Here is a 21,083-nt window from a genome sequence, read left to right as displayed (position 1 = left end):
TTCGGCGGTGAGGTGCTGGGCCTCGGCGGCGCTGCCGCCGTTGCCGGCCACCAGCAACCGCCCGCCCCGGGCCAGCGTCCACGCCAGTTCCGTGCCCCAGGCGGCCAGCCGCTGCGCCTCCCGCCGGTACGGCAGCAGGGCCGCGGCCAGCCCGGTCAGGTGCGTTTCGAGCGGGTCGGGGTGTGTCATCACGCCACCGCCGGTGTGGGCCGGGCCGCGCCGGTCAGCGCGCCGTAGACCGCGCCGAGCTGCTCGGCGCACCGCTTCCAGGAGTACCGGCTGCGGATGCGGTCGAGCGCGGCGGTGGCGTACGCGAACCGGCGCACGTTGTCGCCGAGCAGCCGGCGCAGCGCGGCGCCGAGCGCGCGGGGGTCGCGCGGCGGCACCAGGTCGCCGGTGAGCCCGTCCACCACGCTGTCGGCGATGCCGCCCACGTTCGTGCCGATGACCGGTACGCCGCAGGCCATCGCCTCCAGCGGGGTGAGCCCGAACGGCTCGTACCAGGGTGCGGCCACGAGCACGTCCGCCGACCGGTACCAGGCGCCCATCTCCTCTCGCGGCACGCCGCCGAGCAGCCGTACCCGGTCGGCCACGCCGCACGAGTCGGCGAGCGCGGACAGCCGGCGGGCGAACGTGTCGGCGGGCAGCAGGTGCGCGGGCGGTCCGCCGACCACGACGCACTCCGCGTCCGGCACCGCCGGCAGCGCCCGGACCACGTCCAGGAAGCCCTTGCGTTCGACCATGCGCCCGACGGTGAGGATGCGCGGGCGGGCCGGGTCGCGGGGTGCGACCGGGCCGTCCGGGCGGAACACCGACTCGTTGACGCCGGACGGCACGAGGGCCATCCGGGACCGGGGTACGCCCATCCGGACCAGTTCGCCGACCTCGTCCGAGCACTGCACGACGACCCGGTCCACGGCCCGGCCGAGCGCCCGCTCGTAGCCGGCGCGCCCTGGTGGACTGGTGTCCCGGGCGCCCTGGTGGCGGCGCTTGACGGTGCCGAGCGCGTGGTACGTCAGCACTGTCGGCACGCCGGTGCGACGGCTCGCGTGCACAATGGCCAGTCCACTCATCCAGAAGTGCGCGTGCGCCACGTCCGGGGTCCAGCCGCCGCGCCGCCAGGTGTCGGCGAGCCAGCTGCCGAATTCCCCCATGTACGGCAGCAGGTCGTCCTTCGGCACCCGCCGGGCGGGACCGGCCGGCACGTGGCACACCTGGTAGCCGTCCGGCGCGTCGACCGTCTCCGGCAGCGTGGGGGAGTCGCGGCGGGTGTAGACGCGGACGTCGTGGCCCGCGCCGGTGAGCGCGGACGCGAGTTCCGCCACGTGCGTGTTCTGGCCGCCTGCGTCCTCCTCGCCGAGGGCGGCGAGTGGGCTGGCGTGCTCGGAAATCATCGCGATGCGCATGTCTCCTCCTCCAGGATCCGGTCCCAGTCGGCGAGGAAGCGGTCCAGACCGAACCGTTCCTTCGCCACCTCGCGTGCCCGTGCGCCGAGCCGGTACGCGGCGTCGGCGTCCTCGGTCAGCCAGTGCGCCGCCTCCACGAGCGTGTCGACGCGGGTGGACAGCACCCCGGCGTCCGGTGGGACGGCGTCCACCGCTTCCGTGGTGGCCAGTGCCACCACGGGCATGCCCATGGTCATGGCCTCGATGAGGCTGAGGCCGAGTGAGGTCCAGCGGCACAGGTGCAGGTACGCGCGCCGTCTGGCGAGTTCGGCGTGCATGGCGTGCTGCGGCAGGTCCTCGTGCCCGGTGACCGGCAGGCCCGGGAAGCCCGCCGCGGTGAGCGCGTCCGGCAGCCCGGCCACGCCCATCCCGTACACGTCGAGCGGGGCGACCGCCGCGAAGCGCGGCATGAGGTCGGTGCCGGTGACGCGCCAGCGGCGTACCGGTTCGTTGGTGACGACGGCGAGGCGGTCGAGTTCGCCGGTCCATTCGACGGCGGGTGGTACGACGCCGTGGTCGACGACTGTGGTCCTGGTGGTGCCGTTGTCCCAGAACAGTTCGTTGAACGCGGTGACGTGGGTGAGGAGCAGGTCGTCGCGGTCGGCCATCGGGTGGCGGGTGTTCGGGACGTCGCCTTTCGGGGTGTTGTGTTCGACGTAGATCGCGGGCACGTCGCGGCCGGGCCGGCGGCCGAGCCATTCGGCAGCGAGGTTGGTCTCCTCGGGGCGTTGCAGGATGACCACGTCGATGTGCTCGTGGCGCAGGTCTTCGGGGGTGATCTCGACGGCGTTGTCCGGCCACGGGTAGGTGCGGGCGCGGCCCAGTCCGTACGGGCCCCGGTCCGGGGTGACCGGCACCAGGTAGCGGTGCCTGCCGTGCACGAAGGACGTCGTCCAGGAGCCGTGCACGTGCCACAGCAGTACGTTCATCTCTCTCCTCGGGGGCGACGGTTGCGGTGCTCGACGTCGGGGCGGCCGGGTCAGCCGGGTGCCAGCGTGCGGACGGCGGCCACCACCTCGCCCGGGTCGACGCCGCTCAGGCACGGGTGCCCGGGGACCGGGCACACGGTGGCGCGGCTGTCCCGGCAGGGCGCGCCCGCGTCGCCGAGCCGCACCGTCGGCACCCGGTACGGCCCCCACTGTCCGAACGGCACCGTCGGGGCGAACAGGCTCACCACCGGCACGCCGAGCGCGGCGGCCAGGTGAGCCGGGCCGGTGTTGCCGACCACCAAACACCGGGCGCCGGTGAGCAGCCGGGCGAGCCCGGCCAGGTCCGTCGTGCCGCCCAGGTCCACCCCTCCGGCGGCGGCCACCTGGGCGGTCAGCTCCCGCTCGTCCGGCCCGCCGGTGACCAGCACCCGCCGGCCGTCGGCTGCCAGCGCGGCCACGATCCGCGTCCAGCGGTCCGGCGGGCAGGCCCGGGCGGGTACCGACGCGCCGGGGTGCACCACGACGTACGCGCCGCCGGGCGGCTCCGGGTCCGGCCCGGTCCGCACGCGCAGGGCCGGTTCGTCGTGGTCGGGCAGCGCGAAACCGGCGGCGGCGGCGAGGGACAGGGCGCGTTCGGGTTCGGGTACGCCGGCCGGGACGCGGTGGCGCACGTCGAGCAGGCTGCCGGGGTAGTCGTCGCTGACGGCGCTGATCCGGGGCACCCCGGCCAGGCGCAGCAGCAGGGCCAGGGGCAGGGCGGACTGGTGGAAGGAGGTGAACACGACCGCCTCGTCGGCGCGTACCTCCGCGAGCCGGTCGGTCAGCGCGCGCATGTCGTCCGGGTCCACCGGCGCGGGGGAGCCGTCGATCCAGGGCAGCCGCCACTCGATGATCTCGTCCACGCCGGGGAGCAGTTCGGCGGCGGCCCGGCCGCGTGGCCCGCACAGCAGCACCACGCGCTGCGCTCCGGCCGCGACCGCCCGGATGCCCGGCCCGGTCACCAGTACGTCACCTGCCGAGTCGCTGCGGACCACGAGCACCGTGCCGGTCCTCCGGGGCGTCACCGCCCGGACCGCCCGCGTCCGGCGCAGGATCTCGCCCACGGCGGCGGGCAGGTCGGTCGCGACTGCCGGCGCGGCGGCCACCTCCTCGGGCCGGGTGACCGGGGTGGGCACCAGCACACCCGTCGCGCTGGCGGCGAGCGCGGCGGTCATGTCCCGGCCGATGTCGCCGACGAGCACACACCGGGACGGGGTGGTGCCGAGCGCACGCGCCGCCTCGTGCACCAGGCCGGGTGCCGGCTTGCGGCAGGCGCAGCGGTCGCCGTCGTCGTGCGGGCAGATCGCCCAGTGGTCGAACGGGCCCAGCAACTCCTCGATCCGGGCGTGCACGGCACGCATCTGGGGCTCGGTGAACAGGCCCCGGGCCAGGCCGGACTGGTTCGTCACCACCGCCAGCCGCAACCCGGCGGCCCGCAACCGGTCCAGCGCCTCCCGGGCGCCGGGCACCGGCCGTACCTTCTCCGGGTCGCCGTTGTACGGCACGTCCTCCACCAGCGTGCCGTCGCGGTCCAGCAGCACCGCGTCGTACAGCCCGCGCGGCCTCTCGGGGGTGGACATCAGCGGCCGTCCCCGGCCGGGACGGCGCGGGCGCGCCACCAGCCGCGTACCCAGTGGACCGTGGCCAGCGGCGGGATGAGCGCGCTGGTGACGAGCATGGTGGCGACCTCGTCCGGGGTGCGCGGACCGGGTGCGATCCGGGCGCGGGCGAACTCGGCGGTCCCGGCCGCCCACCCGAGCGCGGCCAGGCCGCCGGCCACGCCGAGCGCCCGTCGCGCCGGGTGCCGGACGGCGGCGCGTGCCGCGACGGCCGCCAGCGCCACCGCGCCGGCGGCGGTGATCGCGGTGTGCCGTGGCCGCCGCCCCGGCGGCAGGTCGAGGTCGGTGCGCCAGTGGCGGCCGTAGCGGCGGCGCAGCAGCGCGTCGTCGGCGTTGCCGCGCTGCGTGCGCAGGCTGACCCAGCGGCTCTCCGGCCGCACCGGGTGGGTCACCCGCCGTGTGCCGCGCACCAGCTCCCACCCGGCGCGGCGGACCCGGTGGGCCAGCTCGGCGTCCTCCCGGTAGGCGCGCGGGAACCGCTCGTCGAACCCGCCGACGGCGGCGAGCGCGGCCCGCCGGTACGCCATGTCCGCGGTGATCCACCGCCCGTCGGCCAGCCCGGCGGTGCCGCGTTCCCAGTCGGTGGGGCGCCGGTGCGCCGGCAGCGGCACCTCCACCACGCCCTGCACGCCGCCGACCCGGCCCGCCACGGCCAGGTCGGCGCGCAGCCGCGCCGCCCAGTCCGGCGCCGGGACCACGTCGTCGTCGAGGAAGACCACCCATTCACCCCGGGCCGCGCGCCAGCCCAGGTTGCGGGCGGCCGCCGGGCCCGCGCCGCGCCCGGTCAGCACCTTCGTGTACGCGGTCAGCGCCCCCGGCACGGCCAGTTCCCCGGCGTCCCCGCCCCGGTCGTCGACCAGCAGCAGCTCGACGTCGCTCGTCTCGTCGCGTCTCTTCTCACCCAGTTGGGCGGCGAGCGTGTCCAGCAGCGCGGCCAGGCTGGGGCGGCCCAGCGTGGGCACGACCAGGCTGATCACCGGTCACCGCCGAACGCCCGGCGGCGCACCGCGAACGGGCCGAGCGCGAGCAGATCCACGGGTGCGGAGCCGAACAGCTCCATCGCCTCGCGCGGCGTGTCCACCATGGGCCGCCCGGCCGTGTTCAGGGACGTGTTCACCACCACCGGCAGGCCGGTGCGCCGCTCGAACTCGGCCAGCATCCCGGCCACCAACGGTTCGGTCTCCGCGTGCACGGTCTGCACCCGGGCCGTGCCGTCCACGTGGGTGACCGCCGGGATGCGGTCCCGCCACTGCGGCTTCACCCGGTGCACGAACAGCATGTACGGGCTCGGGAACACGCCCTCGAACACGTCCGGGAAGCGTTCCGCGCGCACCATCGGGGCGATCGGGCGGAACTGCTCCCGGCCCTTCACGTCGTTCATCCGGCGGGTGGTGTCCCGGTCGCCGGGGTGGGCGAGCAGCGACCGGTGGCCGAGCGCGCGCGGGCCGTACTCGCTGCGCCCCTGGTACCAGGCGACGATGCCGTTGCCGGCGAGCACCCCCGCCGCCTCGGCGGCGATCGACTCGGGCCGGGTGTACGGCAGCGCCGCCCGGCGCAGTTCCGCCTCCAGCTCCTCGTCGGACCAGCCCCGGCCCAGGTCCACCCCGGTCATCGGGGCGGTCCGGTCGCCGAGTTCGGCGGCGACGTGCAGGGCCGCGCCGAGCGCCGTGCCCGCGTCGCCGGCGGCCGGCTGCACCCACACGTCGCGGTACGGGCCCTCGGCGGCGATCCGCGCGTTCGCCACACAGTTCAGCGCCACCCCGCCGGCCATGGCGAGCGTGCGGGCGCCGCCGGAGGCGTCGTACAGCCAGCGGGCCAGGTCGAGCACGACCTCCTCCAGCCGCCGCTGCACGCTGGCGGCCAGGTCGGCGTGCGCCTCGCCCAGCTCCGCGCCCGGCTCGACGCGCTTGGCCAGGCCCGCCCAGTCGATCCGCTCGACCCGGAAACCGCCGTCGTCGGTGACCCGGACCAGCTCGCGCAGCGCGTCCAGGTGCTTCGGCGTGCCGTACGAGGCCAGTGCCATCACCTTGTACTCGTCGCTGGAGTGCAGGAATCCCAGGTGCCGGGTCAGGTCCTCGTAGAGCAGGCCGAGCGAGTGGGGGAGTTCCTGCGAGCGCAGCGGCGACAGCCGCCCGTCCCGGTAGACGCCGGCCAGGTGGCTGGCCACCTCGCCGCGGCCGTCGAGCACCAGCACCGCGGTGTCGTCGCCGGCGGGCGGCGCGGCCAGTCCGGCGGACGCGGCGTGCGCCACGTGGTGCGGGACGAACCGCACCTTCTCCGGGTCGAGGCCGGGCAGCGCGGCGGCGAGGAACTGCGGGGCGCGCCGCGCGTAGTCCACCCGCAGCCCGTCCCACGGGTCGGCCAGCCCCAGCTCGGCCGCGTCGCGGCACAGGCCGGGGTCGAAGGAGTACGCGACCGCGTCGAGCCGGTCGACGTCGATGCCCGCACTGGCCAGGCACCACGCGGCGGACAACTCGGGCAGTTCCCACGCGGAGAACGGCACGGGTCGCTTGCCGTGCTTGCGGCGGCTGAACCGTTCCTCTTCGGCGGCGGCCACCACCCGGCCGTCGACCACCAGGGCGGCGGCCGGGTCGTGGAAGATCGCGTTGATGCCAAGGACGCGCATGGGTGGACCCGTACCCTCGGGTTCCGCCCCTAACCAGAGATCGTCGACTTCTCCGCGAGCCCGCCTCCTCCGCTGTGGAGGCTCCCGGCCCTGGCCAGGGCATCGACGCGTGTCCCGGTACCAAAAAGGGTCCGCGGAAGTCCTGTTTCGCGGCGGGCGTCAGCCCGGCAGCATCCCGGGACCGAACACCTCGTAGGCGATCCGCTCGGCCGGCACGCCCCGGCGCAGCAGGTTGGCCCGGACCAGGTTCATGAACGCGACCGGACCGCACAGGTGCACGGCCACGCCGGTGGGCAGCGGGAGGCGGTCCGGGTCGATCAGCCCGGCGGACACCTCCGCCTTCAGGCCGGGCAGGTCGGCCCCGGCGGCGTCGAGATACCAGAGCTGGACGGCCAGGTTCGGCAGCCGCTGCTGGAGCGCGGGGAGTTCCGCGCGCAGCGCGTGCGCCTCGGCGTCCCGGTCGGCGTGCGCCAGCGTCACCCGGCGTCCGGGATCGCGGTCGGCCACGTGGGCCAGCGCCGCCATCGCCGGGGTGAGCCCGATGCCGGCGCTGACCAGCAGCAGCGGCCCGTCGCCACCGGTGGCGTCGACCTCACCGAACGCCGGGCTGAGTCGCAGCGTGTCGCCGACCGCCACCCGCTCGTGCAGGTGACCGGAGACCATGCCGTCGGGCGCGCCGCCCTCGCCGCGTACCCGCTTCACGGTGATCCGCCACGTGTCGGCGCCGGGACGGCCGGAGAGGCTGTACTGGCGGATCTGCTGCCCCCGGCCGCCGTCCAGGTCGACGGCGACCGAGACGTACCGGCCGGGGGTGAAGTCCGGCGCGGCGCCGCCGCCGGCCGGCGCGAGGGTGAGCGAGACGACGTCGGCGCTCTCCCTGGTGCGGCCGGTCACCCGCCAGTCCCGCCACACCGGGTCGCCCTCGGCCACGTCGGCGCCGGCGTAGAGCCGCGCCTCGCGGGCGATCAGCTCGCAGGCCAGCAGCCAGTAGACCTCGTCCCAGGCGGCGGCCACCTCCGGGGTGACCGCGTCGCCGAGCACCTCGCCGACCGCGGCGAGCAGGTGCCGCCCGACGATCGGGTACTGGGTGGCGGTGATGCCGAGCGAGGCGTGCTTGTGCGCGATCCGGTCCAGGACCGGCCCCCACGGCATACCGGTGTCGCCGGTCAGGTGTGCGGCGTACGCGACCACCGCCGAGGCGAGCGCGGCCTTCTGCGCACCGGTGGCCTGGTTGCCCCGGTTGAACAGGTCCAGCAGGTCCGGGTGGGCGTCGAACATCCGCTGGTAGAAGCGGCCGGTGATGGCCTCGCCGTGCGCCCGCACGACGGGCAGGGTGGCGGTCACGACCGCCGCTGAGGATTCCGAGAGCACGACCGAATCTCCTTCCGGGGCTCGAACAGGTCGATCTCCACGAAACAGGAATCTCTGATTCCTCTTTTAGGGCCGAAGGTCCCGGTGCCGGGGTGGCATGGGTCACGGTGGATCTGCCGGTGTCCTGGACGGCGCCGAGTGGCTAGGGTCGGTGCGTGAGGCTCAACCGGTCGACCGACATGGCGCTGCGGATCGCCATGCTGACCGCCGCGTCCCCGGTCCGGGCCACAGTCGACGAACTCGCCACCCGGCTCGCGCTGCCCCGCAGCCACGTCGCCAAGGTGGTGCAGCGGCTGCAACGCATCGGCGTCCTGGTGACCATCCGGGGCCGCTCCGGCGGCGTGGCCTTCGCCGAACACGCCGGCGATCTCACAGTCGGCCAGGTCGTCCGCGCCTTCGAGGGCGACGGTGAGGTGGTCGACTGTGCGCAGCCGGCCTGCCCACTGGTCGCCGAGTGCCGGCTGCGCGGTGAGCTGCGCCGCGCGCAGGCCGCCTTCCTCGCCGTGCTCGACGGGGTACGCCTCGGCGACCTGGTCGACGGATCCGCCGGCCCGCTCCTGCTCAGCCTCGGCGCACCACCGGCCGGTCGCTGATGGCCGTCTCCCACCCGATCTTCTCCCGGCTCTTCGCCCGCGTCAGCGTCACCATGGACCAGGCCGGGGTGGCCGAGCACCGCCGCCGCCTGGTCGCCGGGCTGCGCGGCCGGGTGGTCGAGGTCGGCGCCGGCAACGGGCGCAACCTCGCGCACTACCCGCCGGGGGTGACCCGGGTGGTCGCCGTCGAGCCGGAACCACGCCTGCGTGCCCTGGCCCGCGCCGCCGCGCCCGGCGCCCCGGTCCCGGTGAGCGTCGCCGCCGGTCTCGCCGAGGCGCTGCCGGTCGCCGACGGCGCCGCCGACGCGGTGGTGCTGTCGCTCGTGCTCTGCTCGGTGCCGGACCAGGCGGTCGCGCTGCGCGAGGCGCGCCGGGTGCTGCGGCCCGGCGGCGAACTGCGCTTCTACGAACACGTGGTGGCCGAGACCTCCGGCCTGCGCCGGGCCCAGCGCATCGCCGACGCCACGCTCTGGCCGCTGTTCTGTGCCGGCTGCCACACCGCCCGGGACACGATGGCCGCGATCCGGGCCGCCGGTTTCCAGGTGACCGAGCTGGACCGCTTCCGCTTCCCGCCCACCGGGCTGCCGGCCCCGGCCTCGCCGCACGTACTCGGCACCGCGATCCGGGCCTGACGCCGGACCGGGCCGGATGTCCGGCCCGGTCCTGGCGAGCTCAGCTCACACTCACCGTGCCGTCCGGGGCGCGGACGCAGGAGACGGTACGGGCGCCGGTGGCCGCCGCCCCGGCCAGGCACCGGCCGAGCACCTTGTGCCCGGCGGCGTTCGGGTGCCACGACTCCTGGCAGGTCTGGAAGTACGTGCCACAGGCGTTGGCGATCCGCTGGATGTCGAGCTTGTCGTACCCGGAGAGGCTGGTGACGAACGTGCCGGTCGGGCCGTCCATCAGCCGGATCGGCGTGGCCAGGGCGTTGCCCGGGCTGCCGGTCGACTCGCAGAGCCGGGCGCCGTCGAACGCGCGCTGCACGTTCAGGTAGACCAGGTCGTCCTGCGGGAACTCGGCGGCCAGCGTGCCGCGTACCGAGCTGACGAGCGTGCCGAGCCCCTGCGAGAAGCGGTGGCCGGGCGCCAGGCTGGCCCGGTGGATCGGGCAGCCGGCCGCGTACCGCTCGGCACCCAGCGCGCGGAACTTGTCCCGGGTGTCGTCGCGGCTGTCCTCGGTCCAGTAGCTCTGGTCCAGCTCGAACGGCAGCGGGTTGGTGTAGTCCTGGAACACCACCCGGTGCTGGCCGTCGGCGTCGATCTCGTCCAGCGTGGCCAGCAGCTGCCGCAGCGCCGTGGTGGTCTCCGCGGTGGCGGCGGTGAACTGCGCGGCCGTGCCCAGGTCGGCGTCGGTGCACGGCTTCTGCTCCACCGGCCCGCCCAGGTACGCCCAGAACTCCCACCAGCCGGTCCACGCGTCGGCGATGAACCGGTTGGCGCACTTCTCCGCCACGCTGCCGAAGGTGAACGAGCTGTTGTTCGAGCCGAGGCCGACGAGCACCAGGTCGATGTCGTGGGTCCGGGCCACCGTCCGGAGCTGGTCGAGCTGGGCGGCCACCTGCCGGCCCTTGGCCCGCGTCGAGGAGGCGTTCGCGATGTCGTACGGCTGGCCGCCCGAGCAGGCCAGGTTGAACCGGGCGGAGATGCCCGGCAGGGTCGCCTGGAACAGCGAGGCGTTCGGCGAGCGGTGGCAGAAGTAGGCGTTGGCGTTGGCGGCGGACCAGCCGGGGAAGCCCTGGGCCACCCCGTTGACGTCCACCACCGGCGCGTACGCCCCGGCGCCCTCACCGCTGATGAAGCTGTCGCCCAGCGCCACCGCGGCGGTGGGCAGCGCGGCGGCGGCCGGCCGGGCGGGTGCCGCGGCGGCGGGTAACGCGACCGTGGCGAGCGCGAGCGCCGCCGCGAGCACGGAACGACGGAACACGGACATGCCCGACCTCCCAGACATCGAAATGTGAAAGATTCTTCAGGGGGGCGATCAGATCACGCGCGTGTGACGGACGTCAATGGTTCGACATCCGTGGCCCCGCACCGGGGAAGACATTCGGCGCCCGGGTCGTTGTGCCGCCTGGACCCCCGCCCGTCCCGCCGGGCCGCCGTACTCGGCCGCGGCCCGGACCCGTCCGGCAGGCCGATCGCGCAACGCACCGCCCCGGTGCCGCCGACCTGTCGGGGCGCCCGGCTAGGCTCGCTCCGGCGCGCCGCGCCCGGCGATCATCGTGGGGGGATCACACGGTGAACGGCACCACACCGCCGAGACCTGGGAGTACGACCAGTTGACCGCACAGCCTGACACCCTCTACGGGGCCGACGACCTGACGCATCTGGAGGGCCTCGACGCCGTCCGCAAGCGCCCGGGCATGTACATCGGCTCGACCGACAGCCGTGGCGTGGGTCACCTCGTCAACGAGATCCTCGACAACTCGACCGACGAGGGTGTCGCCGGTCACGCCACCAGAGTCGACGTGATCCTGCACGCCGACGGCTCCGTCCAGGTCGACGACGACGGCCGGGGCATCCCCACCGACGTGCACGCCAAGTCCGGCATCTCCGGCGTCGAGCTGGTGCTGACCCGCCTGCACGCGGGCGGCAAGTTCGGCGGCTCCGGCTACAAGACCTCCGGCGGCCTGCACGGCGTCGGCGCGTCGGCGGTCAACGCGCTGTCCCGCCGCTTCGACGTCACCGTCCGGCGCGGCGGCAAGGTCCACGCCATGTCGTTCCGCCACGGCGTGCCGGGCGTCTTCGACGGCGACGGCCCGGACGCGCCGTTCACCCCGGGCCCCGGTCTCCAGATCGTCGGCGCGATGAAGCGCGGCCAGCGCACCGGCACCTCGATCCGCTGGTGGCACGATCCGCGCTACTTCGAGACCGGCGCCGCGCTCGACACCGAGGCGGTCCGGCTCAAGCTGCGCAACACCGCGTTCCTCGTCCCCGGCGTGGCCTACCGGCTGCGCGACGAGACCGGCGAGCAGGCAGCCGAGGAGAGCTTCCACTTCCCCGACGGCCTCACCGACATGGTGGAGTTCCTCGCCCCGGCCGGCGACCGGCCGGTCTCCGGCACGTTGCTGGTCACCGGCGAGGGCACCTACCGGGAGAACGCCGCCGACGCCAACGGCGTCATGCAGTCCAACGTGCAGCGACGGGCCGAGGTCGAGGTGGCGTTCCGCTGGGGCACCGGCTACGAGCGCACCGTCGAGTGCTTCACCAACACCATCCGCAACGCCCACGGCGGCACCCACCGCAAGGGCTTCGAGCGGGCGCTGGCCCGTACCCTCGCCGAGGCCGCCCGCAACGCCCGCGGCCTGCTCAAGCCCAAGGAGGACGCGCCCACCCTGGACGACGTCCTGGAGGGCATGACCGCGGTGGTGCACGTGCGCATCCCCGAGCCGCAGTTCACCTCTCAGACCAAGGACGAACTGTCCACCGCCGGCATCACCAAGGTGCTCCAGGGCCTGGTCGAGGCGCACCTCAAGAGCTGGCTGGACGACCGCCGGACCAAGGCCGAGGCCCGTACGGTGCTGCAGAAGATCGTCGACGCGGCCCGCGTACGGCTGACCCAGAAGCAGCAGAAGGACGCCGCTCGCCGCAAGACCGCGCTGGAGGGCGCGGCCATGCCGGCCAAGCTGGTCGACTGCCGCGCCACCGGTGTCGAGCGCAGCGAGCTGTTCATCGTGGAGGGTGACAGCGCACTGGGCACGAGCCGCATGGCCCGTTCCTCGGAATACCAGGCGCTGCTGCCGATCCGCGGCAAGATCCTCAACGTGCAGAAGGCCAACCTCCAGCAGGTGCTGGACAACGCCGAGTGCGCGGCCATCGTGCAGGTGCTCGGCGCCGGCTCGGGCCGTACGTTCGACCTGTCCGCCCTGCGGTACGGCCGGGTGCTCATCATGGCCGACGCGGACGTCGACGGCGCGCACATCCGTACCCTGCTGATCACGCTGTTCGCCCGCTACATGCGGCCGCTGATCGAGGCCGGGCGGCTCTACGCGGCGATGCCGCCCCTGCACAAGATCACCACGAAGGGGCGCAACCCGCAGACCGTCTACACCTACACCCAGGCGGAGATGGAGGCGACCGTCCGCAAGCTGGAGAAGGCCGGCAAGCAGATCGTCACGCCGATCCCGCGCTTCAAGGGCCTCGGTGAGATGGACGCCGACGAATTGTGGGAGACCACCATGAACCCGGCCACCCGGGCGGTCCGCCGGATCACGCTCGACGACGTCGAGGCCGCCGAGCGGATCCTCGAACTGCTCATGGGGGAGAAGGTCGAACCCCGCCGCAACTGGCTGATCGACTCCGCCGACCGGGTCGACCGCGACGCCATCGACGCCTGACCAACGGGTTCGTCTCGGAAGGAAACCGCACCATGGCACGCCGCAAGGACGACCGCGCGAAGGCGGACCTGGCCGCCTTCGACCAGGCCGGCGCCCGCGTCTTCGACAACCCGTTGGTCACCGAGGTCTCGGACTCCTACCTGGAGTACGCGTTCTCGGTCATCCACTCCCGCGCCCTGCCCGACGCGCGCGACGGGCTCAAGCCGGTGCACCGGCGCATCCTCTGGTCCATGCACGAGCAGGGCCACCGCCCGGACCGGGCCCACGTCAAGAGCGCCCGGATCGTCGGCGACGCAATGGGCAAGTACCATCCGCACGGCGACACCGCCATCTACGACGCGATGGTGCGGCTGGCGCAGGACTTCTCGCTCAACGTTCCGCTCATCGACGGGCACGGCAACTTCGGCAGCCCGGACGACGGCCCGGCCGCGGCGCGATACACCGAGGCCCGGATGTCGCGGGAGGCGATGCTGCTCACCGGCGAGCTGGGTGAGGACACGGTCGACGTCGAGCCGAACTACGACGGCTCGCTGACCCAGCCCACCGTGCTGCCGGCGGCGTTCCCGAACCTGCTCGTCAACGGCGCGTCCGGCATCGCCGTCGGCATGGCGACGAACATGATCCCGCACAACCTCGGCGAGGTCGTCCAGGCCGCCCGCTGGCTGATCAACCACCCGGACGCCACACTCGACAAGCTCATGGAGTTCGTCCCCGGCCCCGACCTGCCCACCGGCGGGCTGCTGCTCGGCCTGGACGAGGTGCGCCGCGCGTACGAGACCGGGCGCGGCGTGGTGCGCATGCGCGGCCGGGTGGAGATCGGCCCGCTGGAGGGCAGCCGCGGGCGGCAGGCCATCACCGTCACCGAGCTGCCGTACGGCGTCGGCGCCGAGAAGGTCATCGCGGCCATCACCAACGAGGTGAACAAGACCAAGCGGCTCACCGGCATCGCCGACGTCAAGGACCTCACCGACCGGGAGAACGGCACCCGCCTGGTGGTGGAGTGCAAGGTCGGCGTGAACCCGCAGGCGCTGCTGGCCGACCTCTACCGGCTCACCCCGCTGGAGCAGTCCTTCGGCGTGAACAACCTGGTGCTCGTCGACGGCCAGCCCCGCACGCTCGGGCTCAAGGAACTGCTCGACGTGTTCCTGGCGCACCGCTACGAGGTGGTGACCCGGCGCAGCGCGTACCGCAAGCGCAAGCGGGAGGAGCGCCTGCACCTGGTCGACGGCCTGCTGATCGCCCTGCTCGACATCGACCGGGTGGTCAAGCTGATCCGGGCCAGTGAGGACGCGCAGGCCGCCAAGGACGGCCTGATGCAGAAGTTCAAGCTCTCCGAGATCCAGGCGAGCTACATCCTGGACACTCCGCTGCGCCGACTGACCAAGTACGACCGACTGGAGCTGGAGGCCGAGCAGGAGAAGCTGCGCGGCGAGATCGCCGAGCTGTCGAAGATCCTGGACGACCCCAAGGTGCTGCGGAAGGTGGTCTCCGACGAACTGGCCGCCGTGGTCAAGCAGTTCGGCGCGCCGCGGCGCACCACGCTCGTCGACGGCGACCTCAAGGAGGTGCTCGCCGCTTCGGTGCCCGCCGGTCCGCTGGAGGTCGCCGACGACCCGTGCCAGGTGATCCTCTCCGCCACCGGGCTGGTGGCGCGGACCGCGGCCGAGTCGGAGGAGGCCGCCGAGGCGCGCCGGCGCAGCGGCCGGGTCAAGCACGACGCGGTACGCGCGCTCGTGCACTCCACCGCCCGCGGCCGGGTGCTGCTGGTGACCAGCGCCGGACGCGCGTTCAAGATCGACGTGTTGCCGTTGCCGGTGCTGCCGGAGCAGTCCGGCACGGTGTCGCTGCGCGGTGGCATGTCGGCGGCGGAACTGGTGCCGCTGGAGCCGGGCGAGACGGTGGTCGGGCTCGCCCCGCTGGGTCCGTCCGCGCAGGGCTCGCCCGGGCTGGCGCTCGGCACCCGGGCCGGCGTGGTGAAGGTGTGCGCCCCGGACTGGCCGGTCCGCTCCGACGAGTTCGAAGTGATCTCGCTGCGCGACGGCGACGAGGTGATCGGCGCGACCTGGCTGACCGACGGCGCCGAGACGCTGGCCTTCGTCTCCTCGGAGGCGTCGCTGCTGCGCTTCGCCGCATCGGTGGTACGCCCGCAGGGGCTCAAGGGCGGCGGCATGGCCGGCATCAACCTGCCAGGCGACGCCCGGGCGGTCTTCTTCGGCGCGATCCGCGCCGACGACGCGAAACACGGTGAGCCGATGGTGGTCACCTCGACCGGAGCCACCGTGAAGGTGACGCCGTTCAAGGCGTACCCGGCGAAGGGAAGGGCGACCGGCGGCGTACGCGCGCAGCGGTTCCTCAAGGGTGAGGTGGAGCTGTCGGTGGCCTGGATCGGTCCGCGGCCGGTCGGCGCGACGGCCACCGGCGACCCGGTGGAGCTGCCTCCGGCTGACCCGCGCCGAGACGGCTCCGGTTTCGCCGTGATGCTCGGCCCCACCGTCGTAGGCCACCACATCGACCGCGACTGACAGGTTGGGGGCGGCGGCGCGGCCACCCGCCCCCAACCGTTCAGTCACTCCCGCTCGTCCCCCGCCCCCGCCCTCGCCCGCACCCCGCCCGGCGCCCTGGTCCTGGCCGCCCCAGCCCTCCGGCCACTCAACCCGCCCTCCCTGCCCCGCCACGCCCTTGCGGCTGCGCCCCTCCCGGCCCCGCCCAATCCGGTTGATCAAGGAGTTGGCGGCCTTGTCGCGCCCCGCGCCGACCACAAACTCCTTGATCACCGCAGCTGGTGGTGCGGCGGACCATGGCGTATGTCGGGGTTGACGGCTGTTCGGCGGCGCGGGGGTGCGGTTCGCACTTCCATCGCGTGTTGATCAAGGAGTTAGCGGCCTTCTCGCGCCTTCCGTCGCCCACAAACTCCTTGATCACCGCAGCGGCGCTCCTGGCGGACTGGGCGTCCTGGGCGGCTGGCGAGTTCCGGGTGCTTGGCACTCGCCCCACTCTGCACGGTCGATCATGAGGTTAGCGGCGACAAAACGGACACCAAATGCCGCTAACCTCATGATCGACGTGGTCGGGTCCTCGGGGTGACCTGATCGCGCCCCCGCCGCCTGTTGACCATGAAGTTGGCGGGCGTGAATCGGGCAATTTGTGCCGCTAACTTCATGATCAACGGGGCGGGGGTGGGCGGGGGCCGGGTGAGGCGGGGCGGGGCGAGGCCGGGCGGGGCAGGCGGTGGGGTGGGTCAGAGTTCGGGTTCGGGGGACTGGCGGGACTCGGGGGTGGTGCCGCGCAGGCGGGCGATCAGGCGCATGCCGTGGTAGATCGCGAGGGCGGCCGCCGTGCCCAGGGCGATGCCGTTGAACGACAGGTCGCCGGCGGTCAGCGTGTAGTTGGCGGCGCCGATGATCACTGCCACCGCGGCGGTGAACAGGTTGATCGGGTCGTGGAAGTCGACCCGGCTCTCGATCCAGATCCGGGCGCCCAGGATGGCGATCAGGCCGTACAACGCGGTGGTGGCGCCACCGAGCACGCCGGCCGGGACGGTCAGGATCAGCGCGCCGAACTTCGGGCAGAGCCCCAGCAGGATCGCCGTGCCGCCGGCGATCCAGTACGCGGCGGTGGAGTAGACGCGGGTCGCCGCCATTACGCCGATGTTCTCCGCGTACGTGGTGGTGCCGGAACCGCCGCCGGAACCGGCCAGCACCGTGGCGACGCCGTCGCCGAGCAGCGCCCGGCCCATGTCGCGGTCGAGGTTGCGGCCGGTCATCGCGGCGACCGCCTTGACGTGCCCCGCGTTCTCCGCGATCAGCACCAGGATCACCGGGATGACCAGCACGACGGCGCGCGCGTCGAAGCTCGGCGTGTGGAACTCGGGGAACCCCACCCAGGCCGCCTGGCGCAGGCCGCTGACCGCCTGCTGGTCGAGGTTGCCGGTCAGCGCGGCGAGCACCCAGCCGACCACCACGCCGACGAGGATCGACAGCCGCGCCACGAAGCCGCGGAACAGCACAGTGGTGAGCAGGATCGCGACGAGCGTGACCACGGCGATCAGCGGCTGTGCCTTCACGCCGGTGCCGGAGCCGTCGCCGTCCCAGGCCACCGGCGCGAGGTTGAGGCCGATCAGCATGACGATCGCGCCGGTGACCACCGGCGGCATCAGCGCGTCGATCCAGCGGGAGCCGGCCACCTGCACCACCACGCCGACGATCGCCAGCGCCACGCCCGCGACGACGATGCCGCCGAGGGCCGCGCCGATGCCGCCGTCGGTCTTCGCGGCCAGCACCGGCGCGATGAACGCGAACGACGACCCGAGGTACGAGGGCAGCCGGTTACCGGTGATCAGCAGGAACAGCAGCGTGCCGAGCCCGGAGAAGAACAGCGTCGTGGCGGGCGGGAACCCGGTGATGAGCGGGACGGTGAAGGTGGCGCCGAACATGGCTACCACGTGCTGCACGCCCACGCCGACGGTGCGCGGCCAGGAGAGCCGTTCGTCGGGCTGGACCACGTCGCCGGGGCGTACGTGGCGGCCGTCGCCGTGCAGGGCCCACGGGGACCAGCGAGAGGAGGTGGGGGACTGGGTCATCGGTCGCCCTTCGCGTCATCGGGTGACGGGGGCGTGATCGACCCTGGGAGTTGTTTCTAGCACGCGCCCTGGCCGGACGTGGGCCCGCCCCGGGCTCAGGCGACGCCGGTGGGACGGAACTGGACGCTGACCCGGGGGCCGACCGGGCGGGTGGTCTTCGGCACGGCGTGCTCCCAGGTGCGCTGGCAGGAGCCGCCCATGACCACGAGGTCGCCGTGGCCGAGCGGGAAGCGCAGGCTGCCGCCGCCCCCGCCGCGAGGGCGCAGCAGCAGCGCGCGCGGGGAACCGAACGAGACGATCGCCACCATGGTGTCGGTGTGCGCGGAGCGGCCCAGGGTGTCGCCGTGCCAGGCCACGCTGTCGCGCCCGTCGCGGTAGAGGCACATGCCGGCGGTGACGAACGGCTCGCCCAGCTCGGGCGCGTAGTGCCGGGTGAGCGCCTCCCGGGCCGCGGTGAGCACCGGATGCGGCAGCGGGCGGCCGGCGGCGTACCAGCAGAGCAGCCGCGGCACGTCGACCTCGGTGTCGTACATGGTGCGGCGCTCGGCCCGCCAGGGCACCTCGTGACGCAGCGTGTCGAGCACCTCGTCGGAGCCGCGCACCCAGCCGGGCAGGTGGTCGACCCAGGCGCCCCGGCTCAGCTCGTGCCGGCGCAGCGCCCCGGCGAGCGGGCCCAGGGTCGGGCCCTGCTCGGCCAGGTCGAGCATCGAGGGCTGGTACGCGTCGGACACGCGGCCGATCGTACCGTGCTCTCGAACAGGCGTACGACGGTCAGCGCCGCAGCATCCGGCGGACCGTGCCCGGGACGGCCTGCTTGATCCGCTCCCGGAGCTGCTGCGAGCGCAGCGCGTCGATGGTGGTGGTGAGCTTGGCGTTCTCGTCGCGCAGCCGCTCGATGCGGGTCAGCAGTTCGGCCGGCGTGGTGGCGGCGGCGGGCCGGACGGCCGGCGGGAACACCGTCTCGGCCACGCGCCGGTCGAAGCGCGCGGCGCTGTCGCCGTCGGCGAACGAGGTGCCGAGGTCGTGCTTGGCCAGGAACGCGGTGATGGTCTCGAAGCGGGCCTTGTGGCCGTCGTTGAGCGCGGTGTAGTCGGCCTCGGCGTAGAGGTCGGCGGCGTCGACGTCGGCCGGCACGTCCCGCATGATCCGGTGCGGGATGCCGAAGTAGCGGGCCAGTTCCAGGGTGCGCGAGTCGTGCGCGAACAGGTAGCCGGGCGTGCCGGCGACGAGCGCGGTGATGGTGCCGTGGATGCGGGTGCCGAACGCGAAGTCGTACCCGGACAGGTGCGACATCCAGGTCCACGGGTCGACGAACATGCGCACCTTGTCCTCGGCGAACAGCGGGTGCGAGGTGTGCAGCGGGATGTCGCTGCTCTGGCCGCGGTGCTCGGGCGCGTCGCCGTAGAGCAGGGTGCCGAGCGTCCGCAGGTCCTGTGGCACGTAGCAGAGGTTCGGGTAGCGCTCCTGGTGGTGGCGGACCACCGAGGCCATCGAGCGGACGTACGGGGAGATGGTGAGCGCGACCTTCGACTCGGCGGTCAGCTCCGGGCGGGTCTTCTCCAGGCGGAACGAGTCGCCGTGCAGGAACATCGACGGGCAGCCGATCTGCTCGACGGCGGAGAAGCCCAGCGCGTTGAGGTAGCTCTCGGTCACCTCGCCGCGTACGCCGATGCTGTGCGACCGGTCCAGCACGGCCTTGCAGAACGCGCGCACCGGCTCGTCGATCGGCCGCAGGTACTCGCGGTCGCCGTCGACGTTCGTCTGCACGCCGACGCCCAGCACCACCACCGGGATCTTCAGCCGCTCGATCAGCCGGGTCAGCGGAGCCAGGCGGTGCACGAAGCTGCGGCGGAACGCGTTGGCGAGCGGTACGACGAAGACGTCGTGCCGCTCGTTGATCTCGTCGGCGAGGCGCGGGTCGGCCGGGGTGCGGGTCGGTGTGATCTCGGCCGTGGAGGTGGCGAGCAGCTTGTGCGCGGCGTGGCTGAAGACCAGGTTGCCGCTGTTGTCCCCGATCCAGTTGCCGGCGAACGTCTCCTCGGGCGTGAGGACGTCGAACGGGCCCTTGCGGGCGCGGAGCAGGATCCGCTGGTGCATCCGGTTCGCTCACCTTCCGTACGGCACGGCGTGCGGGCGGGAGCCGGGTGGGGTGCCCGCGCGTGCTGGAACGGAAATCCTATCCGCCGCCGCTGCGGAGCCGAGCGGACGTCGGCTCGCCGGGAACGTCCCGGTTGCCCGGGGTAGGGTGCCCGGAATGACCAGCGCGCCCACCGTCACCCGTGCCCCGCGACTGCCGTCGCTGACCGGATTGCGGTGGGTCGCCGCGCTGCTGGTCTTCGCCTTCCACGCCGGCACCATGGGGATCGTCGCCGAGCCGCACCTGAAGACCGTGGTGGACAAGGCGTTCAGCCTGGGCCTGTCCGGTGTCGAGTTCTTCTTCATCCTCAGCGGGTTCGTGCTGGTCTGGTCGTACCGGGACGGGGAGCGCGCCTGGACGTTCCTGCACCGCCGGCTCGCCAAGATCTACCCGAACCACGTGGTGACGTTCGTCGCGGCGCTGGCGATCGCGGCCTGGTTCGCCGACCCGGTCGTGCCGTGGGCCGCGATCGGCAACTTCTTCCTGGTCCAGGCGTGGATCCCGCTGGGCGGCTACTTCTACAGCGTCAACAACGTGAGCTGGTCGCTCTCCTGCGAGCTGGCCTTCTACCTGTGCCTGCCGCTCGTGGTGCCGTGGCTGCGCCGGGCCCGTACCGGCGTGCTGCGGACCGTGCTGGTCGCGGCGCCGCTGCTCATCCTGGCGCTGTGGCCCGGCCAGCAGCTCGTCCCGGAGGAGCAGCGGTGGTGGTTCACCCAGATCTTCCCGGTGACCCGGTCGCTGGAGTTCTGGATGGGGGTGGCCGCCGCCGAGCTGATGCGCCGGCACCGCTGGCGCGGGCCGAACCTCGCCGTCGCCACCGGGCTCTTCGTCACCACCTGGGTGGTCGCCGCGCTGTGGATCCCGGCCGAGTTCTGGGCGGCGCTGCTCGCGGTCGCGTACCTGCTGGTCATCGCCGCGGCGGCGGACGCCGACGTGCGCGGCCGGCCCACCCCCTGGCGGTCCCGCGCGATGGTCTGGCTCGGCGAGGTCTCGTTCGCCTTCTACCTGGTCCACGTGCTGGTCATGGTCACCGTGCTGCGGCTGACCGGGCACTGGGGGACCGGACTGCCCGGCTGGCGCGGCCCCGTCGCGGTGCTCGGCTTCCTGGTGGTCACGCTCGCGCTGGCCGCCGCGCTGCACCGCTGGGTGGAGACACCGATGATGCGCCTGCTCGGCCCGTCCCGCCGGGCCCGCGCGGCGTCGCGCGCACCGGCCGTGCCGGCTCCGCGCGGGCCCGCCGACGACGCCGCCACCCCGGCCGCCGAGGGCGGCGCGACGTCCGTCGCCGGTCGGGCCGAGGGCATGGAGTACGCCGGGCGGCGTCGCCCGGACTGACACGCGCACACGTCGGCCGGTCGGTCCGCGACACGCCGTACGGCGGTGCGTTCGTGGGGGATCGGCGGTAATTTGTA

Annotated in this window: 15 protein-coding genes and 1 pseudogene; 5 read left to right on the top strand and 11 right to left on the bottom strand. The window is 73.7% G+C overall.

From position 1 onward, the window contains the following. From V6U82_RS25705 to V6U82_RS25675, 7 genes and pseudogenes are all read right to left on the bottom strand, one after another. A pseudogene (locus V6U82_RS25705) lies at nucleotides 1-189 on the bottom strand (phosphoheptose isomerase); the annotation flags it as partial. Further along, on the bottom strand, nucleotides 189-1,406 hold the full coding sequence (locus V6U82_RS25700; protein WP_334465300.1) for a glycosyltransferase: 1,218 nt from the start codon (nucleotides 1,404-1,406) through the stop codon (nucleotides 189-191). The gene V6U82_RS25700 and the pseudogene V6U82_RS25705, both read right to left, overlap by 1 nt. Beyond that, entirely contained in the window at nucleotides 1,391-2,374 is a 984-nt protein-coding gene (locus tag V6U82_RS25695) for a glycosyltransferase (RefSeq protein WP_334465297.1), read from the bottom strand. Before V6U82_RS25695 ends, V6U82_RS25700 begins: the two co-directional genes overlap by 16 nt. A gap of 50 nt (nucleotides 2,375-2,424) precedes the next feature. Continuing rightward, nucleotides 2,425-3,993: an HAD-IIIA family hydrolase gene (locus tag V6U82_RS25690; protein ID WP_334465295.1), complete on the bottom strand. Its 1,569-nt coding sequence runs from the start codon at nucleotides 3,991-3,993 to the stop codon at nucleotides 2,425-2,427. Further along, nucleotides 3,993-5,009 (bottom strand): glycosyltransferase family 2 protein, encoded by a 1,017-nt coding sequence (locus V6U82_RS25685; RefSeq protein WP_334465293.1) that lies wholly within the window; start codon nucleotides 5,007-5,009, stop codon nucleotides 3,993-3,995. The genes V6U82_RS25690 and V6U82_RS25685 overlap by 1 nt, the downstream gene beginning before the upstream one ends. Next, a complete protein-coding gene (locus tag V6U82_RS25680; protein WP_334465292.1) occupies nucleotides 5,006-6,658 on the bottom strand; it encodes a carbamoyltransferase family protein in 1,653 nt (550 codons plus the stop codon). The genes V6U82_RS25685 and V6U82_RS25680 overlap by 4 nt, the downstream gene beginning before the upstream one ends. A gap of 159 nt (nucleotides 6,659-6,817) precedes the next feature. Then, the gene (locus V6U82_RS25675; protein ID WP_334465290.1) at nucleotides 6,818-8,029 is read right to left on the bottom strand and encodes a globin domain-containing protein; all 1,212 of its coding nucleotides are present in this window, start codon (nucleotides 8,027-8,029) and stop codon (nucleotides 6,818-6,820) included. Between the two features lie 155 nt (nucleotides 8,030-8,184). Between V6U82_RS25675 and V6U82_RS25670 the strand changes: the two genes are divergently transcribed. Both V6U82_RS25670 and V6U82_RS25665 read left to right on the top strand, forming a co-directional pair. Continuing rightward, nucleotides 8,185-8,622, top strand: a complete 438-nt coding sequence (locus V6U82_RS25670; protein WP_128138941.1) for an RrF2 family transcriptional regulator — start codon at nucleotides 8,185-8,187, stop codon at nucleotides 8,620-8,622. Then, nucleotides 8,622-9,254: a class I SAM-dependent methyltransferase gene (locus tag V6U82_RS25665; RefSeq protein ID WP_334465287.1), complete on the top strand. Its 633-nt coding sequence runs from the start codon at nucleotides 8,622-8,624 to the stop codon at nucleotides 9,252-9,254. Before V6U82_RS25670 ends, V6U82_RS25665 begins: the two co-directional genes overlap by 1 nt. A 40-nt stretch (nucleotides 9,255-9,294) precedes the next feature. On the opposite strand, the gene V6U82_RS25660 is transcribed toward V6U82_RS25665, so the two are convergent. Beyond that, nucleotides 9,295-10,551: a hypothetical protein gene (locus V6U82_RS25660; RefSeq protein WP_334465284.1), complete on the bottom strand. Its 1,257-nt coding sequence runs from the start codon at nucleotides 10,549-10,551 to the stop codon at nucleotides 9,295-9,297. Between the two features lie 289 nt (nucleotides 10,552-10,840). On the opposite strand from V6U82_RS25660, the gene V6U82_RS25655 reads away from it, so the two are divergent. Both V6U82_RS25655 and V6U82_RS25650 read left to right on the top strand, forming a co-directional pair. Next, a complete protein-coding gene (locus tag V6U82_RS25655; RefSeq protein ID WP_181726664.1) occupies nucleotides 10,841-12,955 on the top strand; it encodes a DNA gyrase/topoisomerase IV subunit B in 2,115 nt (704 codons plus the stop codon). Between the two features lie 32 nt (nucleotides 12,956-12,987). Next, nucleotides 12,988-15,477: a DNA gyrase/topoisomerase IV subunit A gene (locus tag V6U82_RS25650; protein ID WP_334465277.1), complete on the top strand. Its 2,490-nt coding sequence runs from the start codon at nucleotides 12,988-12,990 to the stop codon at nucleotides 15,475-15,477. A 716-nt stretch (nucleotides 15,478-16,193) separates the two neighbouring features. Here V6U82_RS25650 and V6U82_RS25645 read toward each other — a convergent pair. The 3 genes from V6U82_RS25645 to V6U82_RS25635 form a co-directional block, all read right to left on the bottom strand. Continuing rightward, the gene (locus V6U82_RS25645) at nucleotides 16,194-17,534 is read right to left on the bottom strand and encodes a uracil-xanthine permease family protein (RefSeq protein ID WP_334465274.1); all 1,341 of its coding nucleotides are present in this window, start codon (nucleotides 17,532-17,534) and stop codon (nucleotides 16,194-16,196) included. Nucleotides 17,535-17,629: 95 nt separating this feature from the next. After that, the gene (locus V6U82_RS25640; RefSeq protein WP_334465272.1) at nucleotides 17,630-18,265 is read right to left on the bottom strand and encodes an alpha-ketoglutarate-dependent dioxygenase AlkB; all 636 of its coding nucleotides are present in this window, start codon (nucleotides 18,263-18,265) and stop codon (nucleotides 17,630-17,632) included. Between the two features lie 40 nt (nucleotides 18,266-18,305). Beyond that, nucleotides 18,306-19,631: a polysaccharide pyruvyl transferase family protein gene (locus V6U82_RS25635; RefSeq protein ID WP_128138546.1), complete on the bottom strand. Its 1,326-nt coding sequence runs from the start codon at nucleotides 19,629-19,631 to the stop codon at nucleotides 18,306-18,308. 157 nt (nucleotides 19,632-19,788) lie between these two features. Between V6U82_RS25635 and V6U82_RS25630 the strand changes: the two genes are divergently transcribed. Then, complete coding sequence (locus V6U82_RS25630; RefSeq protein WP_334465269.1) at nucleotides 19,789-21,006, top strand: acyltransferase family protein; 1,218 nt, start codon at nucleotides 19,789-19,791, stop codon at nucleotides 21,004-21,006. Nucleotides 21,007-21,083: the final 77 nt, after the last annotated feature.

The sequence above is a fragment of the Micromonospora sp. CPCC 205554 genome, from assembly GCF_036902745.1.
Classification (GTDB): Bacteria; Actinomycetota; Actinomycetes; order Mycobacteriales; family Micromonosporaceae; genus Micromonospora; species Micromonospora tulbaghiae.
This window is presented reverse-complemented; position numbering and strand designations above follow the sequence as displayed.

Coding starts and splice junctions, on each gene's coding strand:
- V6U82_RS25650 (WP_334465277.1), top strand. CDS start 12,988: ATGGCACGCCGCAAGGACGACCGCGCGAAGGCGGACCTGGCCGCCTTC.
- V6U82_RS25635 (WP_128138546.1), bottom strand. CDS start 19,631: ATGCACCAGCGGATCCTGCTCCGCGCCCGCAAGGGCCCGTTCGACGTC.
- V6U82_RS25665 (WP_334465287.1), top strand. CDS start 8,622: ATGGCCGTCTCCCACCCGATCTTCTCCCGGCTCTTCGCCCGCGTCAGC.
- V6U82_RS25695 (WP_334465297.1), bottom strand. CDS start 2,374: ATGAACGTACTGCTGTGGCACGTGCACGGCTCCTGGACGACGTCCTTC.
- V6U82_RS25630 (WP_334465269.1), top strand. CDS start 19,789: ATGACCAGCGCGCCCACCGTCACCCGTGCCCCGCGACTGCCGTCGCTG.
- V6U82_RS25660 (WP_334465284.1), bottom strand. CDS start 10,551: ATGTCCGTGTTCCGTCGTTCCGTGCTCGCGGCGGCGCTCGCGCTCGCC.
- V6U82_RS25690 (WP_334465295.1), bottom strand. CDS start 3,993: ATGTCCACCCCCGAGAGGCCGCGCGGGCTGTACGACGCGGTGCTGCTG.
- V6U82_RS25700 (WP_334465300.1), bottom strand. CDS start 1,406: ATGCGCATCGCGATGATTTCCGAGCACGCCAGCCCACTCGCCGCCCTC.
- V6U82_RS25680 (WP_334465292.1), bottom strand. CDS start 6,658: ATGCGCGTCCTTGGCATCAACGCGATCTTCCACGACCCGGCCGCCGCC.
- V6U82_RS25645 (WP_334465274.1), bottom strand. CDS start 17,534: ATGACCCAGTCCCCCACCTCCTCTCGCTGGTCCCCGTGGGCCCTGCAC.